We start from the raw sequence: 26,356 nt of genomic DNA, 5'->3' as shown, positions 1-26,356 counted from the left end.
CATGACCCAGAAGCGCAAGTTCCCCTTCACCAACCGCAACATCGCCGCCCTGCTCGCACACGATCCGAATGCCGCGTCGAGCTCGGCGGAGTACTCCGACATGACCGTCGCCGGACTCAAGATGATCGTCGGCACCAACGTCAGCAGCAAGCGCTTCGCCTTCCGCTACCAGACCGTCGGCGGGCGCAAGCGCTACGCGCCGCTGGGCACCTTCCCGGCCATCGACGTGGCCGAAGCCCGCCGGCTCGCGCTGGAGATGCGCGCCATCGTCGATCGCGGTGGGGATCCGCTGGAAGACCGCGACCGCGTGAAGGCCATGCCGACGTTCAGCGAGTTCGTGCGCCAGGAGTACCTGCCCTACGCCTACCAGGCCAAGCCCGGCTCCGCCCACGACGACGAGTCGAAGTTCCGGCTTCACCTCGAGCCCAAGTGGGGCAAGCTGCGCCTGTGCGACATCACCACGCGCGACGTGCAGATGCACCATGCGGCGATGCGCCAGAGCCACAGCACCGGCACCGCCAACCGCCATCTCGCCCTGATCTCGGCCACGTTCCGCAAGGCGCTGGAGTGGGGCCGGGTGGACCGCAACCCGGCCACCGGCATCCGCACGTTCCGCGAGGAGAACCAGCGCCAGCGCTTCCTCACCCCCGACGAGATCGGCCGCCTCTTCGCGGCGATGGAGGCGGAGCCGAACCAGACCGCCGTGTCGGCGCTGAAGCTGGCCCTGTACTCCGGCGCGCGCCGCGAGGAAGTCCTGCAGGCACGCTGGGAGCACGTGGATCTGCAAGGCGGTCAGTGGTGGCTGCCGAAAACCAAGAACGGCCGTGGGCGCTACATCGCCCTGTCAGACAAGGCCAAGGCGCTGCTCACCGCCCAGCCCAGCCTCGGCACCTCGCCGTGGGTCTTCCCGGGACGCTTCGGCGACAAGCCGCTCAACAACCCGCGCAAGGCCTTCTGCCGGGTGCTGGCCGCCGCCGGGGTCGAGCACCTGCGGATCCATGATCTGAGGCACAGTTTTGCCAGCTTGGCGGTCAATGCGGGGGCGACCCTGTACGAAGTGCAGGACCTGCTCGGGCACAGCTCGGCACAGATGACTCAGCGCTACGCTCACCTGGCCGACGCCGGGCGCAAGCGGGTGGTCAGCAAGGTCGGCGCGGTGGTCACCGCGGCCGTGCGGCAGGCGGTGGGTGACGAGGACAAGGCGGCCTGACCACTGGTGAGTTAACAGGAACCCCGAACGGCTTCGCGGCCGTTCGGGGTCGTTGTCTGTTTTTTTCCCCGCCGGGTCACCTCTACTACCCTACGGATTCCCCTAGGTCAGGTCAAGGTACAGCCTTGGCCACCTGGACTTTCCTCGTTTACCCCAGTCCCACCGACCTCTGCTGAAGGCTACCACCGACAGCCTCCTTGCATCCGGGCACCGACGACATCGTGGGAAGTAGGGGAACTGGGGGCCCCCAACATCGCCAAGGATCGAGGCACGATCCGGCCTGGGGGAGGCGGCGGGGATTTCCCCCAGCTTGAGGAGTGGCTGCCATCCGCCCTAGCAGCGCGTAGAACGCCCGACAAGGGCGATCCGACAGGAGTGCTTGGGGTCGGATCACCTGAACGGGGCAAGCAGGCTAACCGAGGCGGGAGACACCGAACTGGCGAGTTGCACGACACGTCGGCCCGGTCCCCTTGCTTTGCCCCCTACGACGGCATCGCGCCCGAGGTCTCGGAACCGCGGCGCTTCCTCCCCCACCGGACCGACGCCCCTCCCCAACCGTTTCCCTAGTTCCTGCGCCCGCCACGCCTTGGCACGCCTGCACTTTCCCTGCTTACCCCAGTTTCCCCACACCGCAGTGCGAGGCTGCTACCAGCTGCCGGCGGTCAGCAACCGCCTCCCCAATCCCCGGGGAGCGGCTGCCGGCCGCCCCTGTCGGCAACAGAACATTGTCTTCCTCAACGGTAACCTGACCATGTCTGCCCCTCCCCTCGACCTCTCCGTGCGCACCTACGCTTCGCCCCCTACGACCACCGGGCCAGTCCGCTTCGACTGGCTGCAGGCAGTAGCCCAGATCTCGGGGCGCTCGAAGGCGCTGTACGTCGCCGTCCTTCTCGCTTGGCTTGCGGCACGCCAGGGAAGGCCAGACGTCAGGGTGACTCGCAGCCACATGGCCTTGTGGTCGCTGTCGCGTGACGCCTGCGGCGATGCCCTGCGTCTGCTCCGGGCGCACAGGCTGGTGCTGGTCTGGTCGGCGCCAGGACGTGCCCGTGTCGTCATCCTTACGGAGCCAGGCAGCGATAAGCCCCTGATCATCCGTTAACGAATGCCCTTCCTACCGAAAACCACGCAGTCCAAATCCTCTTAGCCTCTTGGCGGTGACGGTGATCGCGCACCGCAGAAGGTCTACCAGCACGCAGGCAAGGCTTCGGTCGAACAGCAGAAAATGTCAAGAACCCGGCTGTAAGTCTCCGCGGCGCGCTCGGGAGAGCGCCCGCTTCCTAGTCTGCAATGCGGCGATCTGCGGGTCGAACAGCTCGCGGCAGATTCGCTCCAGTTGCTCGCGGGCGTAGGCGCGGTTGGGCTGCGGCTGCATGTCGGCCTGCCGCAGCAACTGCTCGCGCATCCGCCGCGCCTCCACGAGGCCCAGCGTCGCCTCATGGACGCCCATCTGACGGCCCTGGAGGTCCTGAGCACGCGCAAGCTGGCGTGCGCTACAGGCAAGCGCGACCGCCTTCTCAAGCTCCTGCGCCTTCAGCAATTCGACCAAGGACGCCGCCAGACGAACAAACTCGGGAGTCACGTCCGGGGCCCGGCCTGCCCCTCGTCGGGCGCGACGACGTCGCGCACGAGCTGGGGCAGGATGCTGAGCGCCTGCCGACGCGCGTCGCCATCCGCCTCGGGAATGCCCTTCATAACCTGCTCGATGACGAGCGCCGCCGCCTCGCCGCGCGTGCGGATGTTCTTCCTCTCCGCCATCAGTCTTTCGACCTCGGCCCGCATCACCTTGGCCATCGCGTCGCTGCGCGCCTCGATGCCGGCCACCTCGGCGTTCGACTGGGCGCGGATCTGGGCGATCTCGACGAGGCCGTTCGCGATCGACACAACGCCCTCCATCGTCCTGGCGCCACTCTCGACCAGAGTGTCCATCTGCTTTTCGGAGAGGCGGGAGCGACGAGCGGGAAATGCGTGCCCCGGTTGCGCGACGGGGTTCGGGGAGCGGCGGACCGGCAGGTCCAGAGGATCCTTACTCATGTTTTCATCCTATCCATTCAAGTCAAAGAAGCAGCCACAAGTTCGGCGCGCAATTCGGCAAGGTAGCGACGGCGCAGCCGGACGTCGTCGAGGTGGGCGTCGCGGTCCGCATCGACCACGTCCGTCGCGGTAAGCTCGACGTCGTAGAGATCCTGGACGATGCGGTAATTCGCCTCCCGGAGCGCCGGAATCTGGTTCTCGAGCAGTTCCTGCGTGACCGTCCGGCACCACTCGTCGAGCGCATCGTCGCCGCGCTGCGTCAACTGCTTCTGCCAGACGTTGGCCTCGTAAACGAAGCTCACGACCTCGACCAGCACCAGCACGACGACATTCAGCCGTTCGAGCATCTTCTTCGAGAACACACGGCCGATCTGGTTATACACCTCCCGGCCGAACTGCTTCCCGAACAGCTGCCCGGCGCGCGACACCGCCATCTTCGCGAGATTGCCCGCGCCGGCCGCGGCGCCGCCGACGCCGCCCAGGCCACGGAGCAGGGAGCCGACCGCGTTACCTGCCAGACGTTGTCCCAACATCGACACGAGATTCTTCGTGAAGACCGCTACCGGATCCTCGCCGCGCAGCGCCACGCCCTGGTCCAGTTCGGCAATCGCGGTGTTGGCGATCTCCTCAAGGCGCCGGTTGAGTGCATCGAGTTCGGTTGCGAGATGCTCCTCGATCGCGCGCCCGACGCCCCGCACTTCATGGGGCAGGCAGTGCCCCGCGATCCATTCCGCGCAATCGACGTGACCGAGCCACTTGCCCGAAGAGCCGATCTCGCTGGACAGTTTGCGGGATACCGCCTCGGTCATGCGAACGATGAGGACTGGCAATGCCGTCTCCAGCCGCGACATCGTGGCATCGATCTCCTGCAATGACTCACTCAGCGCGCGCCGCGCCACATCGATCTTCTCCGCGATGGCGGCCCGCCCCAGGGCGCTCGCCATGAGTTCGGCCTCGCGTCTCTCGGCCGCGGCGTCCGCATCGTCCAATAGTTTCACCAACGCCTGCTCGAGCTTTCGCCGCACCGCGTCGAGGCGGGTCGGATCGAAGGCCAGGCTGTACACCTGGGTCCACAGGTTTGTGGCAACGACTGCCCCGCGCTGCTGCGCCCCCCCTTCCGCGGGCCTATTAGCGGACGACACAATCTGCAGCGGCATCGGCCGCCTCACCCCGTCCTCGGCCAGGCGCTTGATCTCGGCGATCCGACGATCGTCTTCAGCGCGGCCCGGCGGCGCCCGATTCACGACCAGCAGCAGCGGGATGTCCCGGTCGTGGCGGGTTGCGGACTCGACGGCCTCGAAGAGGTCCTGGTCGGTCTGGCCGAAACCGGTGCGATAGCCCACGACGAACACGATGACGTCGCTTTGCGGCAGGAAGCTCATCAGCACTTCCTCGTGGCGGCTGAGCACCGCGTTGTAGCCCGGGGTGTCGAACACATGCAGGCCGACGTGCTTGGGCAGCGCGGGTTGTGCCCGCACCTGCAGGCGCAGCAGGTCGTCGCCAGGCTCCAGGCTCAGCTCGGAGAAGCGCTCGAACGTGACGCTCTCCTGCGTCGCATCGCGATAGATTGCGAGAAAGCGCGCCTCGGGCTCTTCCCGGCAGGCGACATGAGTGACGATCCCCGTCGTCGGACGGGCGCTAACCGGCAGCGCAGGCTGCGCGAGCAAGGCATTGACGAGGGTCGACTTGCCCGAACTCGTTTCTCCGACCACCGTGACGTAGGCCTGCGGAAACACGAGCCGCTGTCGGAGCAGGCTGGCAAGCGTCGCACGCGCCTCGTCGCCCGCCCCCTCGAAAAGCTCGACGAGGCGGGCAGCGCCCTCCTCCCACGTACTTATCCGGTCGTTCATGCCGCCACCTCGCCAATCCGGCTGCGCAGGGACTTCACCTCTTCGAGATGTGCGGCGCATTCCTCGGCGAGACGGGCCTTCTCGTCCGCCGACGCATTCATCACCGTGGCGGACGCCTGCTGCTCGGCCTCGAAGCCTGCCATGCACGACGCACGCCAAGCCTCCAGCAGTTCGCCCAGGCGGCGGCAGAAGGCGTCTGCCACCCCGTTGAGCACTTTCGCCGTCTCGTGGATGTAACGGTCGATGGCCGCGTTCACCTCGCCCTCGACTGCGTTGATACGCTGCTCATTGACGTATTCCTTTGACTTGTTGCCAAGCCATCCCCCGGCTAGGCTCCCGAGGAGCCCCCCGATGATGGCGCCGATGGGGCCACCGACGGCGAAGCCGGCAAGCGCGCCACCCACGCCTCCGCCCGCCGAGCCGATGGGCCGGACCAGGTTTTCCCACTTGGTGTTTTCTTCCTTGTGCACCGTAAACCGCAGTGCCGGCGCAGCGGCGTCCCAGGCATCCAGCCCCTCCAGCTCCATGCGCAGGTTATCTTGCAGGGCCAGCGCATCCTCCTGAACCTCGACGAAGATGTCGTCGGTCATCACCGACTGCTCGTCGACCAGGGCCCGCTCGAGCCGCGAGCCATCGACGATGCCAGCGCGCATCTTGGTGCGCATGCGGTTGCGCAGTTCAGCGCCCTTGTCGTTGCTCCACATCTGAAGACGCTTGCGCACCGCCTGGCGGAACGCATTCGCATCCTCACGCATCCGCGCAGCCCTCGCGTCCAGGTCCCGCAGGCGCTCGGCAAACATCGACGCCTCGTTCCGGATCCGCTCGGCGTGCCCACTGCGATCCAGCGCGGCTTCCTCGAGGCGCCGCGCGACAACATCCTCAAGCCCGTCGAGTTCGGCCGCCAGCGCCACGCGCACATCCGTCGCGACACGATCGCTCCAGTCGGCCCCCAGGCGCTCGAGTTCGCCGCGCAGGGCGGCGAGGCCGGACAGCGCCGCCAGTCCCTCGTCGCGGGTGAGCGCGGCACGCAGCGCCTCGTAGCCATTCACGACGCGGATCATCGGCGGCGCCTTCAGCCCGATCCTTGCCTGCTCTGCGATGCCCTGCAGCACCTTGGCGTTGTGCTCACACCCGGCCTGCGCCTCTTCGTCAGTCTCGTCGTACCAGCGGTTCTGGACGAAGATCGCGGTCCGCAGCGCAGCCCAGTGCAGCCCCACGAAGGTCGCCTCGGAGCGCGTCAACGGCGGCACAGTGCGGATCATGAAGATCACGCCAACCGCCTCCTCGAGGTAGCGCTGGGTGGTGGCCGCGTTGGCGGTCGTGATGCTCCCCACGCCTGGCAGATCCACCAGCACGAGACCGTGGCGGAACATTTCCCGGTCCGACTCCAGCACCACGCGGACCACGCCCTTCTCGTTGCCCGGATTGTTCTCGTTGTGGACAACCGAGCGCAGCGCCTCCTCGGTGCGCGGCAGCGTTTCAGTACGCCCGTCGCCGTAGTGCACGATCGCGCTGGGCGTCGGGCTGGCGGCCCAGCGGATCTCCACCGGGACGCAGGTGGTCTCGTCCGCGTCGATCGGCAGGACCGGCTCGTCGAAGGCGAGCGCATTGAGCAGTGTGCTCTTGCCGCTGCCCTGGATACCGGCGATCGGCAGGACGAAGCGGTCCGCGCCCAATTGATGCTGGTAGGCCTGCAGGCGTGCCGTCACGCCCGGGCGATCAGCGGCGTGCGCTTCGTAGCGCTCGCCCAGTTCTGCCAGCCTGGCATTAGCCAGCACGGCGAGCATCGCTTCCTTGTTTTCATTCATGACTTCGCGCTCCGCGAGGAAAGGAAGAGACGGCGCCACCACGGCCGGTTCAGGCTGTCGAGGCCCTGGGCAAGCTGCTGCAGCGCCTCGTGCTGGGTCGCCTGCCGCTGCCCGACGTCCTGCAGCATCGCAACGGCATCCTTCAGCAGGCCGGCCAGGGCGTCCTGGGCTGCGTCCTGCCGGCTGGCCATGGCCTGGTGATCGCGCCTCAGCGCGTCCAACTCGCGCCGCTGCTCCGTGGCCTGCACGCCACCCTGCGCACTCAGCTCGGCGAGGCGGGCAACCTCCTGGACGAGGCGATCGACGGACGGGGCCTGCTGGGCGAGGCGCTCGTCAAGCACCCCGATCGCCGCGCGCACCGCGGCCAGGCGCTCGACTTGGCCGCTCGATTCGGCCTGGAGTGCCTCGGTTCGCGCGGCCAGGTCGCTCCGTGCCGCCTCCAGCGTGGCCTCCTGGCGGAGCACCTCGTCGCGGGTCGCCCCCGCGTCGGCTAGGAGGCGTGCCTGCGTGGCGCGGACCTCGGCCAGCAGACGCTCGAATCCGTCCAGCCGCCCGTCTAGCGCCTGCAGCCTCGCCTCAACGCCGCCAAGCAAGTCGGCCTGCCGGCCGAGCTGGGCCTGAAGCGCGCAGCCGGAGGCGGCAATGGGCTCCAGGGCGCGCGCCTGCGCGGCCTGTGCATCGCTGAAGGTCTCGACGAACGCTTGCTGGAGGTCGTCGCTCAATTGCTGGGTCCAGGATGGCGCCCTCGCGAGCTCGGTGCTGAGCTGATCCAGCACTTCACGCGTCGCCTCGTCTACGGTGACTCGGGTTCGGTTGATCATGGGTCTTTCTTCGAAGGGGAAGGTCGGCCGTCAGGCGGCGAGCGCCTTCCAGTTGCGGAGGATTTCGTTTGCCGCCTTGCGGGCGCGCGGCGGGATCGAGGCCAGGAGTTCGGTTTCATCCACCACGGTCCGCAACTGCCCGGCGGTACCGAGCAGCCAACCGGCTAGGGTCGAATGGAAGAGTTCCTCGTCATTGACGATCACCCCCGCCGGCATCCCGCCGCTGCGCGCGATGATCCGGCGCAGCTCGTTCAGCGCGTCGGCGATCGTGCTCGAATTCTCCAGTTCGCGGATCGACTGCACCACCACGACGGTGGAAGTGGCCTGGCCGCCGAGGACAATCCCGCTGCGGTGCAGGAGGCTTTCGCTGGAGCCGATCTGCTGGATGTTGACCAGGGCGAACAGCACGCAGGGCGCTGCCATGAACTGCGCCATGGCACGCCGGGAGGCCAGATCGGGGCCGTCCAGGCAGACGACGCCAAGTTCATCGAAGCCGTCCCGGCCGATTTGGAGGGACGCGAAGCCAGCCCCGGCACCTCCCACAGGCTCGAGCAGGTCGAACCAGAACCTGCGCAGGAAATCGTCCAGACTGTCACGGTCGAAACCGAGGATCAGCACACGCACCTCCCCCGCGGCCTCGGCGCGAATGCGGTCGAGCAGCCGATCACGCAGGTCGAGGAACCGTCGCCTTGCAAGCAGCGCGGCAAGGTGTGCCAGCCCGACAACCGTCGCCTCGACTTCCGTCTCGCACAGATCCTCGGCGAGATGGAGGGCCGCCGCCACGGTCGGCCCCGTGGCGGCGGCTTCGCTGGAAACCGACGGATCCAGCAGCAGGGCGGCCAGCTCCCGGGCCACCGCATTGCGCTGGGCGATGTCGGCTGCGGCCGTCATCTTCGTCCTGATCGCTGCCTGCTGGCGCGCGAGCTCGGCACGGAACTGCTGGCGCACGTCCCGGGTGCGCTGCTGCGCCTGCTCCGAGTAGGCCGCGACCTGGTCTTCCTCCCGCTGCGTCGCGGCCGTCACGCGCGCTTGGAAGCCCTTGAGGTCGGCAATCTCGGTCCGGTGCTCGTAATACTCATCGACGCCCCAGTTATTATTGAAAAAATCTGCTTTGCGCTTTATCCAGCCCCAGGCGCCGGACTGCTCGACCCGACGCTTGTGGGGTGTCTCGGTGGTCTCGAACTGCAACCCAGGGTTCGCGCGTGCAGGCATCCGTCCAAGCTCGATGTCTTCGCGACGCAGATTCAGGGATTCGCAGTCCTGCGCGACGGCCGCCGCGAAGCGCCGGTTAAGCTCGATAAGGGCGGCCGGCGAGGCCCGAAGCCACTTCTCGACCTCGGTCTTCAACGCATAGGCGGGGTCCACGTCGCGCTTCTTGAGGCTCGCTGCCTTGCCGCGCAAGGCCTCGCCCTCGCACACCGCCGCACGCAGAACTGCCTGCAGCGCCTCGTCGAAACGACCATAGCACGCCTCGATATCGCCCATCTGGCGCTCGATCCGGGCCAGGTCGGCACGATGGCGCCGCTCCAACTCGACGGGATCCTCCGCCCCCGCGTCCTGGACGACCGTGGCGAGCCAGCGGCGCACCTGGGCGAAGCGACCGGCGACGATCACCGGAACGAGCGCCTCGAGCTGCTCGCGCACCCCGGCCACCAGCTGGAGCAGCCCCGATTCGGGCAGCCGTCTCTGAAGGGCCCAATGGGCCGACACCTGGCTCACCGAGACCGCGTCGACGCCCGCCCGCTTCAAGACGGACAGCACTCGGCGCAGGTGCTTCTCGAGAACCTGGTTCCGGGTTTCAATGACCTGGCCATGGGCACCGAGGCGCTCGACGACGCTGTCGACCATGTTCTGCACGACGATCACTGGCTTGCCGTGGTCCCGGGCCCGACAGACGTACTCCGTGAGCTTGGCATCGGAGTTCGCCTTGCAGGTCGTCAGGAACAGCACGACATCCACCGTCGGGAGCAGCACGTCGAGGGTGAGCGTCTCGTGGTCGTCGTGACCATAGGCGTCGAGGCCGGGGGTGTCAACAAGCGACACACCGCGCCCAAACCGAAAACGCGGGGAACGGACGCGGATCTCCTCCACGCCTTCACGGTTTCCCGGATTGGTCTTTTCGTCCGCAAAGCCCGCGAGGCCGGCGTTGATTGCGTCACCACGGAATACCTGCGGCTGGCGGGCGGGGTTCTTGAAATAGACGACGCCTTCAGTCACCTCGCCCCATTCGCACACCACCAGGCAATTCGAGCTCGGGCGTACTGCGTCGGGCAGGAGCCGGGCCTCCAGCAACGCATTGACGAGCGTCGATTTTCCAGAACTCGTGACACCCAGCAAGCCGACCCGGAAAGCATCGTTGCGCCACAGGCTCTCTCGACGATCCAGCCACTCTAGTTCATTACGGAAGTAGGTCGCCAGCTTACCGTTCTGCCCCATGAGGGTGCGGATCTGCCGGACCAATTCTTCAAGCCGGGCCTTTTCGGGGTGGACTGCGTGGTCCATCGTGAGCCTCCGGCTAAGGCACGTTTCGGCCGGAGCCGGCAGTTTCATCAACTCTTCCCATCGAGAGTGAAAGGCGAACGCCTCTCGATCGCATCACACGACTCCGCGTCAACTTCTCGCGACCATCCTCCATACATCCCCAACGAATCCAATTCATAAACGATCTCCTGCGTCCAATGTGTACGGCGTCTGCACGCCAGCGGCGGAAGAACCACTCAGCCTATGAAGATTTCATTTCCGCTCTTGGCCCTTCAGCACGACACCACATGCAACCACCGCCCGAACACCGCACCAATGGCAGCTACAACTCCTCGCGCAGCTAATCCGGTAACCGACGAACCAGCAGAAGCACCAACGACAGTACCAACATCAACTTGGGAACTTGCGTGATCACCGTAAATGCACCACTCACAAGTCAGAGAACCCCGAGTAATGCACAACCCGATCGTCACCGACATAAATCCGATGATGGCAGTACCCTGTTCGAGGGATAACCAAGTGCGAACCGATAGCAATGCCAGAGATGTGATTCCCCATGCAGAACGTTGATGTTAAAGACATCACGGACTTCACCAAGAACATTGCGCATGAGGATCAAGAAGACCGCAGACGACCAACACTGCGGTGCAACCCGACCATCCTTCTGCGCAAATGCAGTTAGGACCCGTGGCTTTGCGTCCGAGGCTCTCACCTCGTTTGCCGATGCTGTAAATCCTGTATGGAATAGAAACCACGCGATATGACTTTATTCACACAATCCAAAATGCCTTGAACCGATGCAGGATACCTGCAGCAATGTACCTCGCCCGCTTCGGAAGCATCTGCGTACTCATTTGCTCGGGCACAGCTCAGCCCAGATGACGTAGAGGTACGCGTACTTGGCCGACGCTGGGCGCAAGTGGGTGATGGGCAAGCTCGGTGCAGTGCTCACCGCGGCAGTGCGACAGGCGGCGGGTAACGAGGAAGATGACGAGGACAAGGCGACCTAACTGCTGGTGAGCGAACAGGAACCCCGAACGGCTTCGCGGCCGTTCGGGGTCGTTGTCTGTTTTTTCCCGCCGGATCACCCCTACTCCCCTACCGCATCCCCTAGCTCAGATCACGGCGCGACCTTGGCCAACCTCGACTTTCCCCGTTTCCCCCAGTTCCCCCGACTTCTGCCGAAGGCTGCCCCCGGCACCCCGGCACCCGGGCACCGACAACATCGTGGGAAGGAGGGAAACAGGGGGGAACCCAACATCGCCAAGGATTGAGGCAGGACCGGGCCAGGGGGAGGCGGCAGGGATTTCCCCCAACTCGGGGGAGCGGCTGCCGGCCGCCCCTGTCGGCAACAGAACATTGTCTTCCTCAACGGTAACCTGACCATGTCTGCCCCTCCCCTCGACCTCTCCATGCGCACCTACGCTTCGCCCCCTACGACCACCGGGCCAGTCCGTTTCGACTGGCTGCAGGCTGTCGTCCAGATCGCGGGGCGCTCGAAGGCGCTCCACGTTGCAGTCCTTCTCGCCTGGCTCGCCGCGCACGAGGGCAGGCCAGACGTCAGGGTGACCCGCTGCCACATGGCCTTGTGGTCGCTGTCGCGGGATGCCTGCGGCGATGCACTGCGCCTGCTCCGGGCGCACAGGCTGGTGCGGGTGTGGTCCGCCCCGGGACGTGCGCGTGTCGTCATCCTGACGGAGCCGGGCAGTGACACGCCCTTGACCATCTCCTGACAGCAAAAACTCCGAACGACATCGTGGCCGTTCGGGGTTCTGGTCTGGCGCTCCAGCCCTCGACAGACAGGTAAGCGTCGGCGCGTTAGATGCCTACGGCAGCCAAGGGGGAACAGTCCACTTCTCTACACTTATCGCCTAACCTTAACATTCGCTTTCGCGTAATACTTGCAGGCGAATAAACGCTTTAAGCGCCGGATCCTTGAACGTGGTGTAGTTTGCGAGACGATCTACACCATCCGCACGTTCGACATCCTTTAGCACTTCTCCGTAGCGCGGCTCCTTCAAGTCTCTCAAGGGACCGGAAAGGGTGGAGCTCGCCACATCCTTGCCCAAATACGCACTGACGCGTGTGCGAAGCATCTCCATCGTCACATACTCGTCTTCACACTCGGCCATCGCCCGTAAAATCTGCTTGCGATAACGCAAATCTCCAGTACTTTCGATGGCTGCAAGGTACGCTCGGTTTAGCCGAGCAACTTTTTTTCCGACAAAGGTATTAAGTGCAGCATCGACATCAGCCATCGAAACTTCTCGAGGACTGCGTTCAAATGCTGCTTCAGCAGCTTCAAGTGCAAGATACTGGAGGATGCTGGGAGAACCTACGCAAGTTCGTACAAGTTTCCCTGCCACGGATTGGGATATTTTGATCGCAAGATCTCCCATCCCTTTAGAAACAACAAACTCCGCCTCACTTTCGGTCATCGCCTTCAAATGAATCTCTTGGAGAAGGCGGTCAATACCGGGATCGGACGAAACTAAACGGCTTGCATCGGATGATGTGCCGAGAAGCACGATACGGAACTTTTTACAGTTAGCGTTACCGTAACTCTTTAAAAATTTTGCAAGATCTTGCGAAAAGCTTGGCGAAGCTTGATGCAACTCGTCGAGCAACAGGACTATTCCCTCAGCTTCGCAAAGTTCAATCAATTTTGAATCGGTGGGCGAGGTCACAACAAACTGCTGCTCTTCCTGCTGGGTCGAGGTTGCTGTCTTCGTTCGTTTAGATGCAACTACAGCCTTGAAAAATCCAGAAGTTGCTTCAGCCTGACCTGACTGTTCGTGCACAGCAGAGTTCGTACTGCCCACCACTCGTTTCGTGGTGACGGCGTAGCCAAGCGCCTCTAGGCAAGAACTGAAAATTTCATCGAGTGACTTACCCGCAACGCTCTTAATATTAACGAGGCGGCCTTGGCTGTCTTCGTCACGAAGTACGAAGCGGGCCATGGATGTTTTACCAACTCCATATTCTCCGTAAACGACCGGGATCATCCCTCTGCTCAGGGTTTTCTGGAAATCCTTCTCTGCCTCTCCTCGGGCCGCGTACACGTTAGTAGGCAGGATCGGCAGTTGGCCCGGAGTGAAGACATTATTCGGAGTGAGCATCGCGTTACGAAAGCTGGGAATATGAAGGCTGACAATATACTCGACTGGAATCAGAACATCTGCAACGCGCTCGCCTCTGGCACGTCGTCTCGGTCGTCGCGAAACCGGCGATGCCCCGGCCCGCGGAGTTTCCCCCGCGCTGAACGCAAAAACGCCGACCACATGGATCGGCGTTTTTACTTGAATTTTTTGGTGGCCAGTCGCGGAATCGAACCACGGACACGCGGATTTTCAATCCGCTGCTCTACCAACTGAGCTAACTGGCCCCGAAAGAGAGCGCATTATAGGAAGCGGTTCGGCACTCGTCAAGCACTTTCTGTTTTTATTTTAATCAGCCCGGAGGAAAGTGTTCCGAAGCCACCCGCGGCAAGGCCGGGCGCTCCGCCAACTCCTCTTCGAAAGCCGAGCGACTGCGCGGGAAAACCACTTGGGCGATGGTGCCCTTGCCGGACGGGTTGGGAATCAGGCTGACTTTGGCGCGGTGCAACTCGGCAATTTCACGCACGATTGGCAAGCCGAGGCCCGAGCCACTCTCGGCGCTACCGAGTACGCGGTAAAAGCGCTCGAAGACCCGCTCCCGGTCGGCCTCGGGCACACCGATGCCGGTATCCTCGACCTCGACGATGGCGCGCTCGGTGGCGATCGTGCGCACCGTGACGCAACCGCCATCCGGCGTGTACTTGATGGCATTGTCGATCAGGTTCTTCAGCAGTTCCCCAAGCAGCACAGGGTTGCCATCGATGACCAAGGGCTCGTCGGTGGTTTCGAGGCCGAAATCGATGTTCTTCTGGCGTGCACGCGGCACAAAGTCGCTGAGCATGTTGCGCAGCAGCGCCTCGAGATCCACCCGTTCGACAGCATAGATTTTTTCGTAACTGGCCTCGGCGCGGGCCAGGGAAAGGAGCTGGTTGATCAGATGGCTGGCGCGCTCTGCGCTCTGGGAGATATGCAGCAGCGAGCGGTGGATCTGCTGCGGGTCGGTTTCCATCAGGGCCAGATCGGTCTGCATGCGCAGGCCGGTCAGCGGCGTGCGCATCTGGTGGGCGGCATCGGCGATGAAGCGCTGCTGAGCCTGTAGGTTCTCCTCAAGACGCGCCATCATCTCGTTGAAGGCGACGATCAGTGGACGCACCTCCTCCGGCACGCCCGACACCGAGATCGGCGACAGATCCGACGGGCGGCGGCGGCGGATCAGGCGCTGCAGCTGGTTGAGCGGCGCGATGCCGCGGGACAGACCCAGCCAGACGAGGATCACGGCAATCGGGATGATCGCGAACTGGGGCAGCAAGACCCCGGTCACCACCCGCGATGCAAGGGTGCTGCGCTTGTTGCGCGTCTCCGCCACCTGCAGCAGCACCAGCCGATTGGGCATGCTGTCGATGGGGCGCAGGAACTGATAGGCGACGCGGACTTCCTCGCCGGCGATGGTCTCATCCCGATACATGACCAGATCCGGCACGACGTTGTCCGGTGGGCTGAGATTGGGAATTTCCTTGTCGCCAGCAAGCAGCTCGCCCTTGAAGCCGATCACCTGGTAATAGACGGTGTCATCCTCATCGGCCCGCAGGATCAGGCGTGCCGGCGCCGGAAAATTGACCTTCGCCTGGCCGTTTTCCAGCTTGACGAGCCGGGCGATGGCCCGCACGTTGACCGCCAGCGCCTGATCATAGGGCTGATTGGCAATGCTGTTGGCGACGTTGTGGGTGACGATGATGGAAATCGGCCAAAGGAACAGCAGGGGCGCGAGCATCCAGTCGAGGATCTCGCCAAACAGCGAATTGAAGGCCTTGCCGTCTGCAGAGGACGCTTCCTCCGCCACCTTGCGCCATCTAGGCGACCACATCCGGCTTTTCCAGGCAGTACCCCAGGCCACGCACGGTGACGATCTGCACGCCGCTCTGCTCGAGTTTCTTGCGCAGGCGGTGCACATACACCTCGATCGCGTTGTTCGACACCTCCTCGCCCCAGCCGCACAGGTGGTCGACCAGTTGCTCCTTGCTGACCAGGCGGCCGGCACGCAGCAACAGCACCTCCAGCAAGCCCACCTCCCGGGCCGACAGTTCCACCACCTGGCCGTCGATCTTGACGACCCGGTCCGCCTGGTCATAGACGAGACGCGCGTATTCGATGCATCGGGCCTGGCCGGTGCCGCGACGGGTCAGCGCCCGCACCCGGGCCTCGAGCTCCGGCAACGCGAAAGGCTTGGTCAGGTAATCGTCCGCCCCGGCATCCAGCCCCCGCACGCGATCCTCGACGCCATCCTGGGCAGTCAGGATCAACACCGGCAGCACCGATTTGCGCGCACGTAGTCGGCGCAACACCTCGATGCCCGACAGCTTGGGCAGCCCCAGGTCGAGGATCAGCAGATCGAAAGTCTGGCCGAGCAAGGCCGTATCCGCCTCTGCGCCGTTAGCAACATGGTCCACCGCGTAGCCGGCCTTCTTGAGCGCACGGCACAGGCCGTCGGCAATGATCAGGTCGTCTTCAGCCAACAGAATCCGCATGGCACTCCCGGTGAAACTGAGGTGTAAGTTTGAAGTAAGCAGGCCATTGCATATTCGCCTCGCTGTTCTCCTTTTACTCGGTCTTGGGGGCACGGGCCCGGCTTTCGCCTGGACCACGCCTCGGGGGATCGGGCCGCCCGACGGCTCTGTCCCCCGCCGTCTTTTTCCCAGCCTGGCCGCTTCCGGCCACCCCTGACGCACCGCGCCACCGGTCTCAGCCACCTTCCGGCCGAAGACTGCGCTGCCACACGCCCAAAACGAATCCGTCCGAGTCTAGCACAGGGCTCCTTGCCCCATTCCGGCATGCCCTGGCCGACCATGCAAATTAAAACCCCGGCGGCCTTTCGGCCCACCGGGGTTAGCGAACGACCACCGGGCTTTCGCCCGGCGGGGAAACAGCTTAGTGGCTGGAAGCAGCCGCGGCACCGATACCGGTTTCGGAACGGATCAGCTGGGCGGCGAAGTCTTCGCGCTCCTTCTGGGCATTCGGGCTGCGGTCGAGCAGCGAGAAGATCCAGATACCGACGAAGCCGATGGTCATGGAGAACAGGGCCGGCGAGGTGTAGGGGAACGGAGCAGATCCCTTCGGGTTGCCCAGCACAGCCACCCACACGGAGTCGGACAACACGGTCATCAAGACGGCACTGATCAGGCCGAGGAAACCGCCGATCACCGCGCCCTTGGTGGTGCAATCCTTCCACAGCACGCTCATGAAGAGCACCGGGAAGTTGGCGGAAGCCGCGATGGCGAAGGCCAGTGACACCATGAAGGCGATGTTCTGCTTCTCGAAGGCAATGCCAAGCACGACGGCGATGATGCCCAGAACAACAGTGGTGATACGGGATACACGCAGTTCGGCGGCGGAATCCGCGTTGCCGTTCTTGAACACGGTGGCATACAGGTCGTGGGACACGGCGGAAGCGCCGGACAGGGTCAGACCCGCAACCACGGCCAGGATGGTGGCAAAGGCAACCGCGGAGATGAAGCCGAGGAAGATGTTGCCGCCAACCGCGTTGGCCAGGTGGATTGCCGCCATGTTGCCGCCGCCCTTCAGCGCGCCCTTGGCATCCAGGAACTCCGGATTGGTCAGCACGAAGGTGATCGCACCGAAGCCGATGATGAAGGTCAGGATGTAGAAGTAGCCGATCCAGACGGTCGCCCAACCCACGGACTTACGGGCTTCCTTGGCATCCGGCACGGTGAAGAAGCGCATCAGGATGTGGGGCAGACCAGCGGTACCGAACATCAGGGCCATACCGAAGGAGATGGCGGAGATCGGGTCCTTCACGAAGGTGCCCGGCCCCATGATGGAGTCGCCCTTCTTGGCGGCAGCCACAGCGATATCCACGCCCTTGGCGGCAGCCTCCTCGATCAGCTTGGCATCCTTGGCGGCCAGCGCGGTCTTGATCTCGACCGCCTTGGCGAACATCGCCTCGGGGCTGAAACCGAACTTGACCAGCACCATGAAGGCCATGAAGGAGGCACCGGCGAGCAGCAGGCAGGCCTTGATGATCTGCACCCAGGTGGTGGCCGTCATGCCGCCGAACAGCACGTAGACCATCATCAGCGCGCCAACCACGACCACCGCGATCCAGTATTCGAGACCGAACAGCAGCTTGATCAGCTGACCGGCACCGACCATCTGAGCGATGAGGTAGAAGGCCACGACGACCAGCGTGCCGGATGCCGCGAAGGCGCGGATCGGAGCTTGCTGGAAGCGGTAGCCGGCCACGTCGGCAAAGGTGAACTTGCCGAGGTTACGCAGGCGCTCGGCCATCAGGAAGGTGATCACCGGCCAGCCGACCAGGAAGCCGATCGCATAGATCAGGCCGTCATAGCCATTGGCCATCACAGCGGCGGAAATACCCAGGAAGGACGCGGCGGACATGTAGTCGCCGGCGATCGCCAGGCCATTCTGGAAGCCGGTGATGCCACCGCCGGCGGTGTAGAAGTCGGCAGCCGACTTGGTCTTGCCGGCCGCCCACTTGGTGATGAACATCGTGAAGGCGACGAACACGCCGAACATGATGATCGCAGTCCAGTTGGTGGCCTGCTTCTCAGCCTGGCCCAGATCGGCACCAGCCGCCAACGCAGCACCGGAAGCCACGACGGCCAGCAGGCCGAGGAAAAGTTTGGAAACGCGCATCACTTGGTGGCCTCCTTGATAACCTGAGCCTTCAGATCGTCAAACTCGGTGTTGGCCCGGCGGATATAAATGCCGGTAATGATGATGGTGAAAAAGATGACTCCCAGGCCAATGGGAATCCCGAGCGAGGTCACGCCAGCGCCGGTCTTCTGCGCCAGAAATTCCTTGTCGAAGGCCACCAGCATGATGTATCCGTAATACACGATCATCATCATGGCCGTCATAACCCACCCGTAGGCGTTGCGTTTCGAAACCAGCTCCTGGTATTTGGGATTTGCCCGGATGCGGTCGCCGAGTTCGTCTCTCATTTTTTCCTCCTCTCCAATTAACCTTTGCCGAGGAACCACAGGATTCCTCTCAGGGTGATGTCAAGGTACCGGGCCTCCCTTACTGCGAACTTACGTATTCTATGAACCGATAAAAGTCCTTAATAAAGAACAAGAGGCCCCCAGAAAGCAGAAAACCCCGCCGAAGCGGGGTTTTCCAAGGCTTTGGGAGCCGGGCGGGAATTACATGCCCATGCCCATGCCGCCCATACCACCCATGCCGCCCATGTCGGGCATGCCGCCGGCCGGCTTGTCTTCAGCCAGTTCGGCAACCATGCAGTCGGTGGTCAGCATCAGGCCGGCCACGGAGGCGGCGTTCTGCAGCGCGGTACGGGTCACCTTGGTGGGATCCAGAACGCCCATTTCGACCATGTCGCCGTACACATCGGTGGCGGCGTTGTAGCCGAAGTTGCCGGAGCCTTCGGTAACCTTGTTCACCACCACGGAAGCTTCGGCGCCGGCGTTGGCGACGATTTCACGCAGGGGCTGTTCCATGGCGCGCAGCACGATCTTGATGCCGGCGTCCTGGTCGTGGTTGTCGCCCTTCAGGCCGGCCAGATTGGCGCGGGCACGCAGCAGCGCGACGCCGCCGCCGGGGACGATGCCTTCTTCAACGGCAGCGCGGGTGGCGTGCAGCGCGTCTTCCACGCGAGCCTTCTTTTCCTTCATTTCGACTTCGGTGGCAGCGCCAACCTTGATCACGGCAACACCGCCGGCCAGCTTGGCCACGCGCTCTTGCAGCTTTTCACGGTCGTAGTCGGAAGTGGCTTCCTCGATCTGCACGCGGATCTGCTTGACGCGGGCTTCGATGCGCTCGGCAACGCCGGCGCCGTCGATGAGGGTGGTGTTTTCCTTGCCCACTTCGATACGCTTGGCCTGGCCGAGGTCGTCCAGCGTGGCCTTTTCAAGGGTCAGGCCGACTTCTTCGGCGATCACCTGGCCGCCGGTCAGCACGGCGATGTCTTCCAGCATGGCCTTGCGACGGTCGCCGAAGCCCGGAGCCTTGACGGCACAGGTCTTCAGGATGCCGCGGATGTTGTTCACCACCAGGGTGGCCAGGGCTTCGCCATCGACGTCTTCAGCGATGATCAGCAGCGGACGGCCAGCCTTGGCGACTTGCTCGAGAACCGGCAGCAGGTCGCGGATGTTGGAGATCTTCTTGTCGAACAGCAGGACGAAGGGGTTGTCCAGGATGGCAACCTGCTTGTCCGGGTTGTTGATGAAGTAGGGGGACAGGTAGCCGCGGTCGAACTGCATACCTTCGACGACGTCGAGTTCGTTGTTCAGGCTCTTGCCGTCTTCAACGGTGATGACGCCTTCCTTGCCGACCTTTTCCATCGCGTTGGCGATGATGTCGCCGATGGAGGAATCGGAGTTGGCGGAGATGGAACCGACCTGGGCGATTTCCTTGTTGGTCGAGCAGGGCTTGGACAGCTTCTTCAGCTCTTCCAGGGTAGCGACGACAGCCTTGTCGATGCCGCGCTTCAGGTCCATCGGGTTCATGCCGGCGGCAACGAACTTCATGCCTTCGCGGACGATGGACTGGGCCAGCACGGTGGCGGTGGTGGTGCCGTCACCAGCGATGTCGGAGGTCTTGGAAGCGACTTCCTTGACCATCTGGGCGCCCATGTTGGCAAACTTGTCCTTCAGCTCGATTTCCTTGGCCACGGACACACCGTCCTTGGTCACGGTCGGGGCGCCGAAGGAGCGCTCGAGCACCACGTTGCGGCCCTTGGGGCCCAGGGTCACCTTGACCGCGTCGGCCAGGACGTTGATGCCTTCAACCATGCGGGCGCGAGCGGAATCGCCAAACTTGACTTCTTTAGCTGCCATTTAGTATTTCTCCGGAATTCTTTATCTAGGGACTGGGGAAGACGCGGGTGGCGAGGCTCAGGCCTCGAGCACGCCCATGATGTCTTCTTCGCGCATGACCAGCAGTTCCTGGCCATCGACCTTGACGGTCTGGCCGGCATACTTGCCGAACAGGACGCGGTCACCAACCTTGACATCCATCTTGCGCACTTCGCCGCTCTCGAGGATCTTGCCGTTGCCGACAGCCAGGATCTCGCCCTGATCGGGCTTCTCACCGGCGGAATCGGGGATCACGATGCCGCTGGAAGTGGTGCGCTCGGCTTCAACGCGCTTGACGATCACGCGATCATGCAAGGGACGGATATTCATCTATAGATCTCCTACTCGTTTCAAACCGGGCAAGGCTGCCCGACGGAAAAATGCGTTGGCCAATTCAGGTCTTGGCGAGAACCGGGGACGACGCCTATTAGCACTCACCCCCAACGAGTGCTAATAATAGGGTCGCCCAGAACGCTTTTCAAGTCCGCTTGCACAGCTTTTTCACTTCCTTCATATGCGCGGCACCTCTCCTGCCAGGAAACACAACGCAAGCTTTGCGCAAGAAAAAAGTAAGCTCACCGACAGAAAGTCTTTCTAGACTTAGCTAACTGCCCCATCCCAGATCCCGGCATGCGTCCCTGTCCCTTCTTCATCCTGGCCGCCCTTGCGCTGCCCCTCCCCTGCCTAGTGCAGGCCGCCGACGTCCAGCCCCTGGGTCTTGCTGACGCCGATCGCCTGCTGCTCGAAGCCAACCCGGCCATCGTCCAATCTCGCACAGCCCTGGCCGGCGCACGCGCCGGCATCGACATCGCAGCGGCCCGACCGAACCCGCAGCTGACCGTCGGGGCCACCTCTGTCGATCCCGGCGCGAAGGGCAGCGGCGGCTACTGGAAACGCCCCACTGACAACGTCGTACGCATCGACCAGGTGTTCGAGCGCGGCGACAAGCGCGCGCTGCGCCTGCGCGCCGCGGAAAGCAACCTGACCGCTACCCAGGCCGACCTGGACAACACCATCCGCCTGGCCCGCATCGACCTGGCCAACGCCTGGCTCGACCTGCGCGCGGCCCGCGAGATCCGCCGCATCGCCGACGAGAACGCCGCCCTCGCCCGCCGCGCCGCCGACGCCGCCGAGCTGCGCGGCAAGGCCGGTGACCTGGCTGGAGTGGACGTGGCCCGCTTCGCCGCCGATGCCGCCCGTGTCGCCAACGACGCCGTGCAGGCCGAGCTGGACCTGTCCCGCGCCCGTGTCGCGCTGGCGCTGCTGCTCGGCAACCGTGTCCCCGCCGATCGCGTCGATACCACCGACGAATGGCCTGGGGCCGACGCCCTGCCGGCACCAGGCGCATCAAGTGCAGGCGAGCGCTACGACATCGTGGCCGCCCGCCAGCGTGTCGAACAGGCCAATGCCTTGCGTGACGTGGCCCGCGCCCAGCGCACCCGCGACGTGTCGATCGGCGTGCAGTACGAACACACGCCGGTCAATCCGAACAGCACCGTTCCCGAAAACGCCTACGGTCTCAGCGTCTCCATCCCGCTGTTCCTCGGCTACGACTACCGTGGCGATATCGCCAAGAGCGAAGCCGATTACATTGCCGCCGAACAGCAGCTCGTCGCCACCCAGGCCGGCGTCAGCAGCGAGCGGACTCGCCTGCGCGCCGAGCAGGCAGCCAGCGCAGCGCGCTTCACCCGCATTCGCGACGTCGTGCTGCCGGCCGCCGAACGGGCCGCGCGCGGAGCCGACATCGCCATCCAGAAAGGCGGCATGAGTCTCACCGACTATCTCGACACCCAGCGCACCCTGCGCGCCACCCGCATCGAGGCCATCCAGGCCCGCGCCGACCTCGCCCGCGCCGCCATGCTGCTGCGCCTGGCCGGAGACACCCAGCAATGAAAACCCGACTGATCGTCATCGCCGCGGCCGTGGCCGCCGCTGCCGGCGGCGCCTACGTATATATTCACAACGGTACGGACGAAGCCACCTCCGAACCGGTGGTCATGAAGCCGTCGGCAGAGCCCGGCGTGCTGCGCTTCCCAACCGCTGCGCCGCAACTCACCCAAATCAAGGTGGAACGGGCCGAAGTGGCGCCGGTGCCGCTGGACGAACCGCTGGCCGCCCGTGTTGCCTACGACGAGAACGCCACCGCCCGTCTGTTCGCGCCGATCGCTGGCCGTGTGCTGGAGATCCACGCCAACATCGGCGACCAGGTCAAGGCCGGTCAGGTTCTCGCCATCCTCGATGCGCCCGAGCTGGGTACCGCTGCAGCCGATCTCGCCAAGGCTCAGGCCGACGCCCACCAGAAGAAAGCCGCCTTCGAACGCAGCAAGAGCCTCTTCGATGCGGAAGTCGTCCCCAAGCGCGATCTCGAAGCGGCCCAGTCCGACTGGCACCAGGCCCAGGCCGAGGTCGAACGGGCCCGCCTGCGCCTCGCCAACCTGACGCCGGGCAGCGGCGCCGCTCAGGGCGGTGAGCGTTACGTGCTGCGCGCACCGATCGCCGGCATCGTCGCCACCCGCCGCATCAACCCGGCGATGGAGGTCCGTCCGGACGCCGACGAGCCGCTGTTCGTGGTCACCGACATGAGCCGCCTGTCGGTCCTCGTCGATGTTCCCGAGCGTGATCTGCCGCTGGTCACCGTCGGCAAATCCGCCCAGGTGGAAGTCTCCGCCTATCCCCACCGCAGCTTCGTGGGCAAAGTCGTGCGCGTCGCGCCGACCCTCGACCCGCAGACCCGCCGCGTGCAGGCGCGGGTCGCCGTCGACAACAAGGAAGGACTGCTGAAGCCTGAGATGTACGCCAAAGTCGGCATCCTCGCCGACAACCAGGGCGAGCTGCCAAAGATCCCGACCGGCGCGCTGCTGGTGGAAGGCGTCAAGAACTATGTCTTCGTCGAACGGGAGCCCGGCGTCTTCGAGAAGCGGGAAGTGACGCTGGCGGTGCAGACCCGCAGCTACGCCTACGTCTGGCAGGGCATCAAAGCCGGCGAGAAGGTCGTCGGCGTCGGCGCCCTGCTGCTCAACGCCGAACTGGCCAGCAGCTCCCGCTAAGGACGCACGGGCATGTTCGACTCCATCATCACCGCAGTCCTGCGCCAGCGCGCCTTCGTCATCATCGCCGCGCTGGCCCTGCTCGTTTACGGCCTGTATTCCTTCAGCCAGATCTCCATCGAGGCCTTCCCGGACGTGCAGGACGTGCAGGTCCAGGTCGTCACCCAGGCCATCGGCCAGGCTCCGGAAGAGGTCGAGCGCACCGTCACGCTGCCGATCGAGCGCGAGATGAGCGGCGTGCCGGGCATGACCCAGCTGCGCTCGGTGTCGATTACCGGCCTGTCGGTGGTCACCCTCACCTTCAACGAGAAGACCGCCGACTACTTCGCCCGCCAGCAGGTACTGGAGCGCCTGCAGACCGTCAATCTGCCGCCGGGCGTGCAGCCCACGCTGGCCCCGCTGACCACCGCCGTCGGCGAGATCTACCGCTATGTGCTGGACTCGCCACCGGGCGCCTCCCAGGAGGAGGTCCGTGCCATCCAGGACTGGACCATCCGCCCGGCCCTGCGCATCGTGCCGGGCATCGCCGACGTGGTGAGCTTCGGCGGCTCGATCCGCGAGGTGCAGGTGCGCATCGAACCCGACCTGCTGCGCAAGTACGGCGTCAGTCTCGACGACGTCAGCAAGGCTCTGACAGGAGCCAGCGGCAACGGCAGCGGCGGCCTGCTGCGCCGCGGCGACGAGGCCCTGGTGGTGCGTTCGCTGGGCCTCTTCAACAACCTCGACGACGTCCGTGACGTGGTCGTGGTGGCCCGCGACGGCAAACCGGTACGCATCAGCGACGTCGCCGAAGTGGTCGCCGGCGCCCGCCCGCGCTCGGGCATCGTCGCCTTCAACGACCACGATGACGTCATCGAAGGCATCGTGCAGATGACCAAGGGCGGCAACGCCGCCAAGGTCGTCGAGGCTCTGCGCGCCAAGGTGGACGAGGTCAATGCGCGCCTGCCGGAAGGCTACAAGGTCCGCCCGATCTACCAGCGGACCGAGCTGATCGGCCACACCGTCGCCACCGTCGGTGAGAACCTGCTGGTCGGCGCAGTACTGGTCACCGCGATCCTGCTGATCTTCCTGCGCAACCTGCGGGCGGCGATCATCGTCGCCGCGGTGATTCCGCTGTCCCTGCTGTTCGCCTTCATCCTGATGCACGCGCTGGGCGTGTCGGCCAACCTCATCTCCCTCGGTGCGGTGGACTTCGGCGTCATCATCGACAGCGCGGTGGTGATGGTGGAAGCCCTGATGGTGCGCCTGGCCTTCGACGCCCGCAGCGAGCACCACGGCATCACCTCCCCGGTCGGCCGGCGCATCCATGCCCTCAAGCAGACCTGCATCGAGCTCGGTTCGCCGATCCTCTTCTCGAAGGCCATCATCATCGTCGCCTTCCTGCCGATCTTCACCTTCCAGCGCGTCGAAGGGCGGATCTTCACGCCGGTGGCGCTGACCCTGTCCTTCGCGCTGCTCGGCGGCCTGATCCTGACCCTGACGCTGGTGCCGACGCTGCTGTCCTTCGCCCTCAACAAGGACATGGCCGAGAAGGAAAGCGCCTGGCTGCACAATCTGCAGCACCGCTACCGCGACCTGCTGGTGCGCCTGCAGTCGCACCGGGCGGTGACCATCGGCCTGTCCGGCATCTCGCTGGTCGTCGCGCTGGCGCTGGCGCCGCTGCTCGGCTCGGAATTCCTGCCCAAGCTCGACGAAGGCAACATCTGGCTGACCGTTACCCTGCCCCAGTCCTCTTCCCTCTCCAACACCAAGGAGATCGAGCGCAAGGTGCGCGGCATCCTGCTCAGCTACCCGGAAGTGAAGGCGGTGATCACCCAGGTCGGCCGCCCCGACGACGGCACCGACCCGAAGGGCCCCAACAACCTGGAAATCCTCGCCGACCTCAAGCCCCACGGCGAATGGCGCTTCGCCAGCAAGGACGCGATGGTGGACAGCATGGCCGCCAAGCTGGCCACCATCCCTGGCCTGCCGTCCAACTTCTCGCAGGTCATCGAGGACAACGTGGAGGAGTCCCTGTCCGGCGCCAAGGGCGAGCTGGCGGTCAAGGTCTTCGGCCCCAACCTGCAGGTGCTGGAAGCCAAGGGCCAGGAGATCGCCACCGTCCTCAACCACATCCAGGGCTCCGCCGACGTGGCGGCCCTGCCGGTCGGCGGCCAGAGCGAGGTGGACATCCGCCTGCAGCGCGAAGCCCTGGCCCGCTACGGCATCCTGGTGAACGACGTGAACGCGATGATCCAGACGGCCCTCGGCGGCACCGCGGTCAACGTGTACTACGACGGCGAGCGGCGTTACGACGTGACGCTGCGCTTCGGCCCGCAATACCGCGACCAGGTGGACGACATCGCCCACCTGCCGGTGGCCCTGCCCGACGGCAAGGGCAGCATCCCCCTCGGCGACCTGGCCGACATCGAGCTGCGCCAGGGTGCATCGCGCATCCAGCGCGAAGCCGGCAGCCGCAACGTGATCGTCAAGGCCAACCTGCGTGGCCGCGACCAGGGCAGCTTCGTCGCCGAAGCTCAGCAGAAGGTCGCCGCCGAAGTCTCACTCCCGGCGGGCTACTCCGTCACCTGGGGCGGCCAGTTCGAGAACCAGCAGCGCGCCATGGGGCGCCTGAAGGTCATCGTGCCAATCACCCTCGGGGCCATCTTTTCGCTGCTGTTCTGGGCTTTCAAGGACATCCGCCCAGCCCTGCTGGTGCTGGCGATGGTGCCTTTCACGCTGATCGGCGGCTTCGCCGGGCTGGCCGTCGCCGGCCTGCACCTGTCGGTATCGGCGGCAGTGGGCTTCATCGCGGTGGCCGGCATCTCGGTGCAAAACGGCGTGATCATGGTCGAACAGGTCATCGAGATCGCCCGCCGCGGCGCCACCCGCACCGAGGCTATCCTCGACGGTGCGATGCTGCGCCTGCGCCCGATCGTGATGACCGCCCTGATGGCCGGCCTCGGCCTGCTGCCGGCGGCTCTATCCCATGGCATCGGCTCGGAAACCCAGCGCCCCTTCGCGGTGGTGATCGTCGGCGGCATCGTCAGTGCCACGATCTTCACGCTGTTGCTGCTACCCGTACTGTTGTCCTTCGGCGGCCCCAAAGACGGCGGCCAGAACGGCAGCCGAGACGGCCACGAAGGCTGAGGCCACACTCAAACAGCCCGTCCTTCACCGACA

General features: G+C 64.6%; 19 protein-coding genes, 1 tRNA gene, 1 pseudogene and 1 riboswitch. Of the genes and pseudogenes, 6 read left to right on the top strand and 15 right to left on the bottom strand.

Annotated elements, in window-relative coordinates:
• The first annotated feature begins 1 nt into the window (after position 1).
• Positions 2-1,210: a tyrosine-type recombinase/integrase gene (locus AC1PQG_RS02310; protein WP_481121064.1), complete on the top strand. Its 1,209-nt coding sequence runs from the start codon at positions 2-4 to the stop codon at positions 1,208-1,210.
• A 751-nt stretch (positions 1,211-1,961) separates the two neighbouring features.
• The gene (locus AC1PQG_RS02305; protein ID WP_481121063.1) at positions 1,962-2,309 is read left to right on the top strand and encodes a hypothetical protein; all 348 of its coding nucleotides are present in this window, start codon (positions 1,962-1,964) and stop codon (positions 2,307-2,309) included.
• A gap of 126 nt (positions 2,310-2,435) precedes the next feature.
• On the opposite strand, the gene AC1PQG_RS02300 is transcribed toward AC1PQG_RS02305, so the two are convergent.
• The 7 genes and pseudogenes from AC1PQG_RS02300 to AC1PQG_RS02270 all read right to left on the bottom strand — a co-directional run bounded on the left by AC1PQG_RS02300 (position 2,436) and on the right by AC1PQG_RS02270 (position 10,759).
• Complete coding sequence (locus AC1PQG_RS02300; protein ID WP_481121062.1) at positions 2,436-2,756, bottom strand: hypothetical protein; 321 nt, start codon at positions 2,754-2,756, stop codon at positions 2,436-2,438.
• 29 nt (positions 2,757-2,785) lie between these two features.
• Complete coding sequence (locus AC1PQG_RS02295) at positions 2,786-3,136, bottom strand: hypothetical protein (protein ID WP_481121061.1); 351 nt, start codon at positions 3,134-3,136, stop codon at positions 2,786-2,788.
• Between the two features lie 1,355 nt (positions 3,137-4,491).
• A pseudogene (locus tag AC1PQG_RS02290) lies at positions 4,492-5,091 on the bottom strand (dynamin family protein); the annotation flags it as partial.
• On the bottom strand, positions 5,088-6,899 hold the full coding sequence (locus AC1PQG_RS02285; RefSeq protein WP_481121060.1) for a dynamin family protein: 1,812 nt from the start codon (positions 6,897-6,899) through the stop codon (positions 5,088-5,090). The pseudogene AC1PQG_RS02290 and the gene AC1PQG_RS02285, both read right to left, overlap by 4 nt.
• On the bottom strand, positions 6,896-7,720 hold the full coding sequence (locus AC1PQG_RS02280; protein ID WP_481121059.1) for a hypothetical protein: 825 nt from the start codon (positions 7,718-7,720) through the stop codon (positions 6,896-6,898). The genes AC1PQG_RS02285 and AC1PQG_RS02280 overlap by 4 nt, the downstream gene beginning before the upstream one ends.
• 30 nt (positions 7,721-7,750) lie before the next feature.
• Positions 7,751-10,222, bottom strand: coding sequence for a dynamin family protein (locus AC1PQG_RS02275; protein WP_481121058.1), 2,472 nt, complete (start codon positions 10,220-10,222; stop codon positions 7,751-7,753).
• Between the two features lie 408 nt (positions 10,223-10,630).
• Positions 10,631-10,759 carry a lecithin retinol acyltransferase family protein gene (locus AC1PQG_RS02270; protein WP_481122957.1) on the bottom strand — a complete coding sequence of 43 codons (129 nt, stop codon included), beginning with the start codon at positions 10,757-10,759 and terminating at the stop codon, positions 10,631-10,633.
• An 85-nt stretch (positions 10,760-10,844) separates the two neighbouring features.
• Positions 10,845-10,933: riboswitch (cyclic di-GMP riboswitch) on the bottom strand.
• A 653-nt stretch (positions 10,934-11,586) separates the two neighbouring features.
• On the opposite strand from AC1PQG_RS02270, the gene AC1PQG_RS02265 reads away from it, so the two are divergent.
• Complete coding sequence (locus AC1PQG_RS02265; RefSeq protein WP_481121057.1) at positions 11,587-11,934, top strand: hypothetical protein; 348 nt, start codon at positions 11,587-11,589, stop codon at positions 11,932-11,934.
• Between the two features lie 144 nt (positions 11,935-12,078).
• Here AC1PQG_RS02265 and AC1PQG_RS02260 read toward each other — a convergent pair whose 3' ends face one another.
• The 8 genes from AC1PQG_RS02260 to AC1PQG_RS02225 all read right to left on the bottom strand — a co-directional run bounded on the left by AC1PQG_RS02260 (position 12,079) and on the right by AC1PQG_RS02225 (position 20,477).
• Complete coding sequence (locus tag AC1PQG_RS02260) at positions 12,079-13,320, bottom strand: AAA family ATPase (protein ID WP_481121056.1); 1,242 nt, start codon at positions 13,318-13,320, stop codon at positions 12,079-12,081.
• Between the two features lie 190 nt (positions 13,321-13,510).
• Positions 13,511-13,586: transfer RNA gene (locus AC1PQG_RS02255), tRNA-Phe, on the bottom strand.
• A gap of 65 nt (positions 13,587-13,651) precedes the next feature.
• Positions 13,652-15,163, bottom strand: a complete 1,512-nt coding sequence (locus AC1PQG_RS02250; protein ID WP_481121055.1) for a sensor histidine kinase — start codon at positions 15,161-15,163, stop codon at positions 13,652-13,654.
• Positions 15,150-15,824, bottom strand: coding sequence for a response regulator transcription factor (locus AC1PQG_RS02245; protein ID WP_481121054.1), 675 nt, complete (start codon positions 15,822-15,824; stop codon positions 15,150-15,152). The genes AC1PQG_RS02250 and AC1PQG_RS02245 overlap by 14 nt, the downstream gene beginning before the upstream one ends.
• Before the next feature lie 400 nt (positions 15,825-16,224).
• The gene (locus tag AC1PQG_RS02240; protein WP_481121053.1) at positions 16,225-17,970 is read right to left on the bottom strand and encodes a cation acetate symporter; all 1,746 of its coding nucleotides are present in this window, start codon (positions 17,968-17,970) and stop codon (positions 16,225-16,227) included.
• Positions 17,970-18,278, bottom strand: coding sequence for a DUF485 domain-containing protein (locus tag AC1PQG_RS02235; RefSeq protein WP_481121052.1), 309 nt, complete (start codon positions 18,276-18,278; stop codon positions 17,970-17,972). The genes AC1PQG_RS02240 and AC1PQG_RS02235 overlap by 1 nt, the downstream gene beginning before the upstream one ends.
• A gap of 201 nt (positions 18,279-18,479) precedes the next feature.
• On the bottom strand, positions 18,480-20,129 hold the full coding sequence (groL, locus tag AC1PQG_RS02230; RefSeq protein WP_481121051.1) for a chaperonin GroEL: 1,650 nt from the start codon (positions 20,127-20,129) through the stop codon (positions 18,480-18,482).
• Positions 20,130-20,186: 57 nt separating this feature from the next.
• Positions 20,187-20,477 (bottom strand): co-chaperone GroES, encoded by a 291-nt coding sequence (locus AC1PQG_RS02225; protein WP_374482108.1) that lies wholly within the window; start codon positions 20,475-20,477, stop codon positions 20,187-20,189.
• Positions 20,478-20,777: 300 nt separating this feature from the next.
• Between AC1PQG_RS02225 and AC1PQG_RS02220 the strand changes: the two genes are divergently transcribed.
• Genes AC1PQG_RS02220 through AC1PQG_RS02210 form a run of 3 tightly spaced genes read left to right on the top strand, consistent with a single transcriptional unit; the run spans position 20,778 to position 26,323 of the window.
• Positions 20,778-22,040: a TolC family protein gene (locus tag AC1PQG_RS02220; protein ID WP_481121050.1), complete on the top strand. Its 1,263-nt coding sequence runs from the start codon at positions 20,778-20,780 to the stop codon at positions 22,038-22,040.
• Entirely contained in the window at positions 22,037-23,194 is a 1,158-nt protein-coding gene (locus AC1PQG_RS02215) for an efflux RND transporter periplasmic adaptor subunit (RefSeq protein ID WP_481121049.1), read from the top strand. Before AC1PQG_RS02220 ends, AC1PQG_RS02215 begins: the two co-directional genes overlap by 4 nt.
• A gap of 12 nt (positions 23,195-23,206) precedes the next feature.
• Entirely contained in the window at positions 23,207-26,323 is a 3,117-nt protein-coding gene (locus AC1PQG_RS02210) for an efflux RND transporter permease subunit (protein ID WP_481121048.1), read from the top strand.
• Positions 26,324-26,356 lie beyond the last annotated feature (33 nt).

This window comes from Zoogloea sp. GDB6, from assembly GCF_056724105.1.
This window is presented reverse-complemented; position numbering and strand designations above follow the sequence as displayed.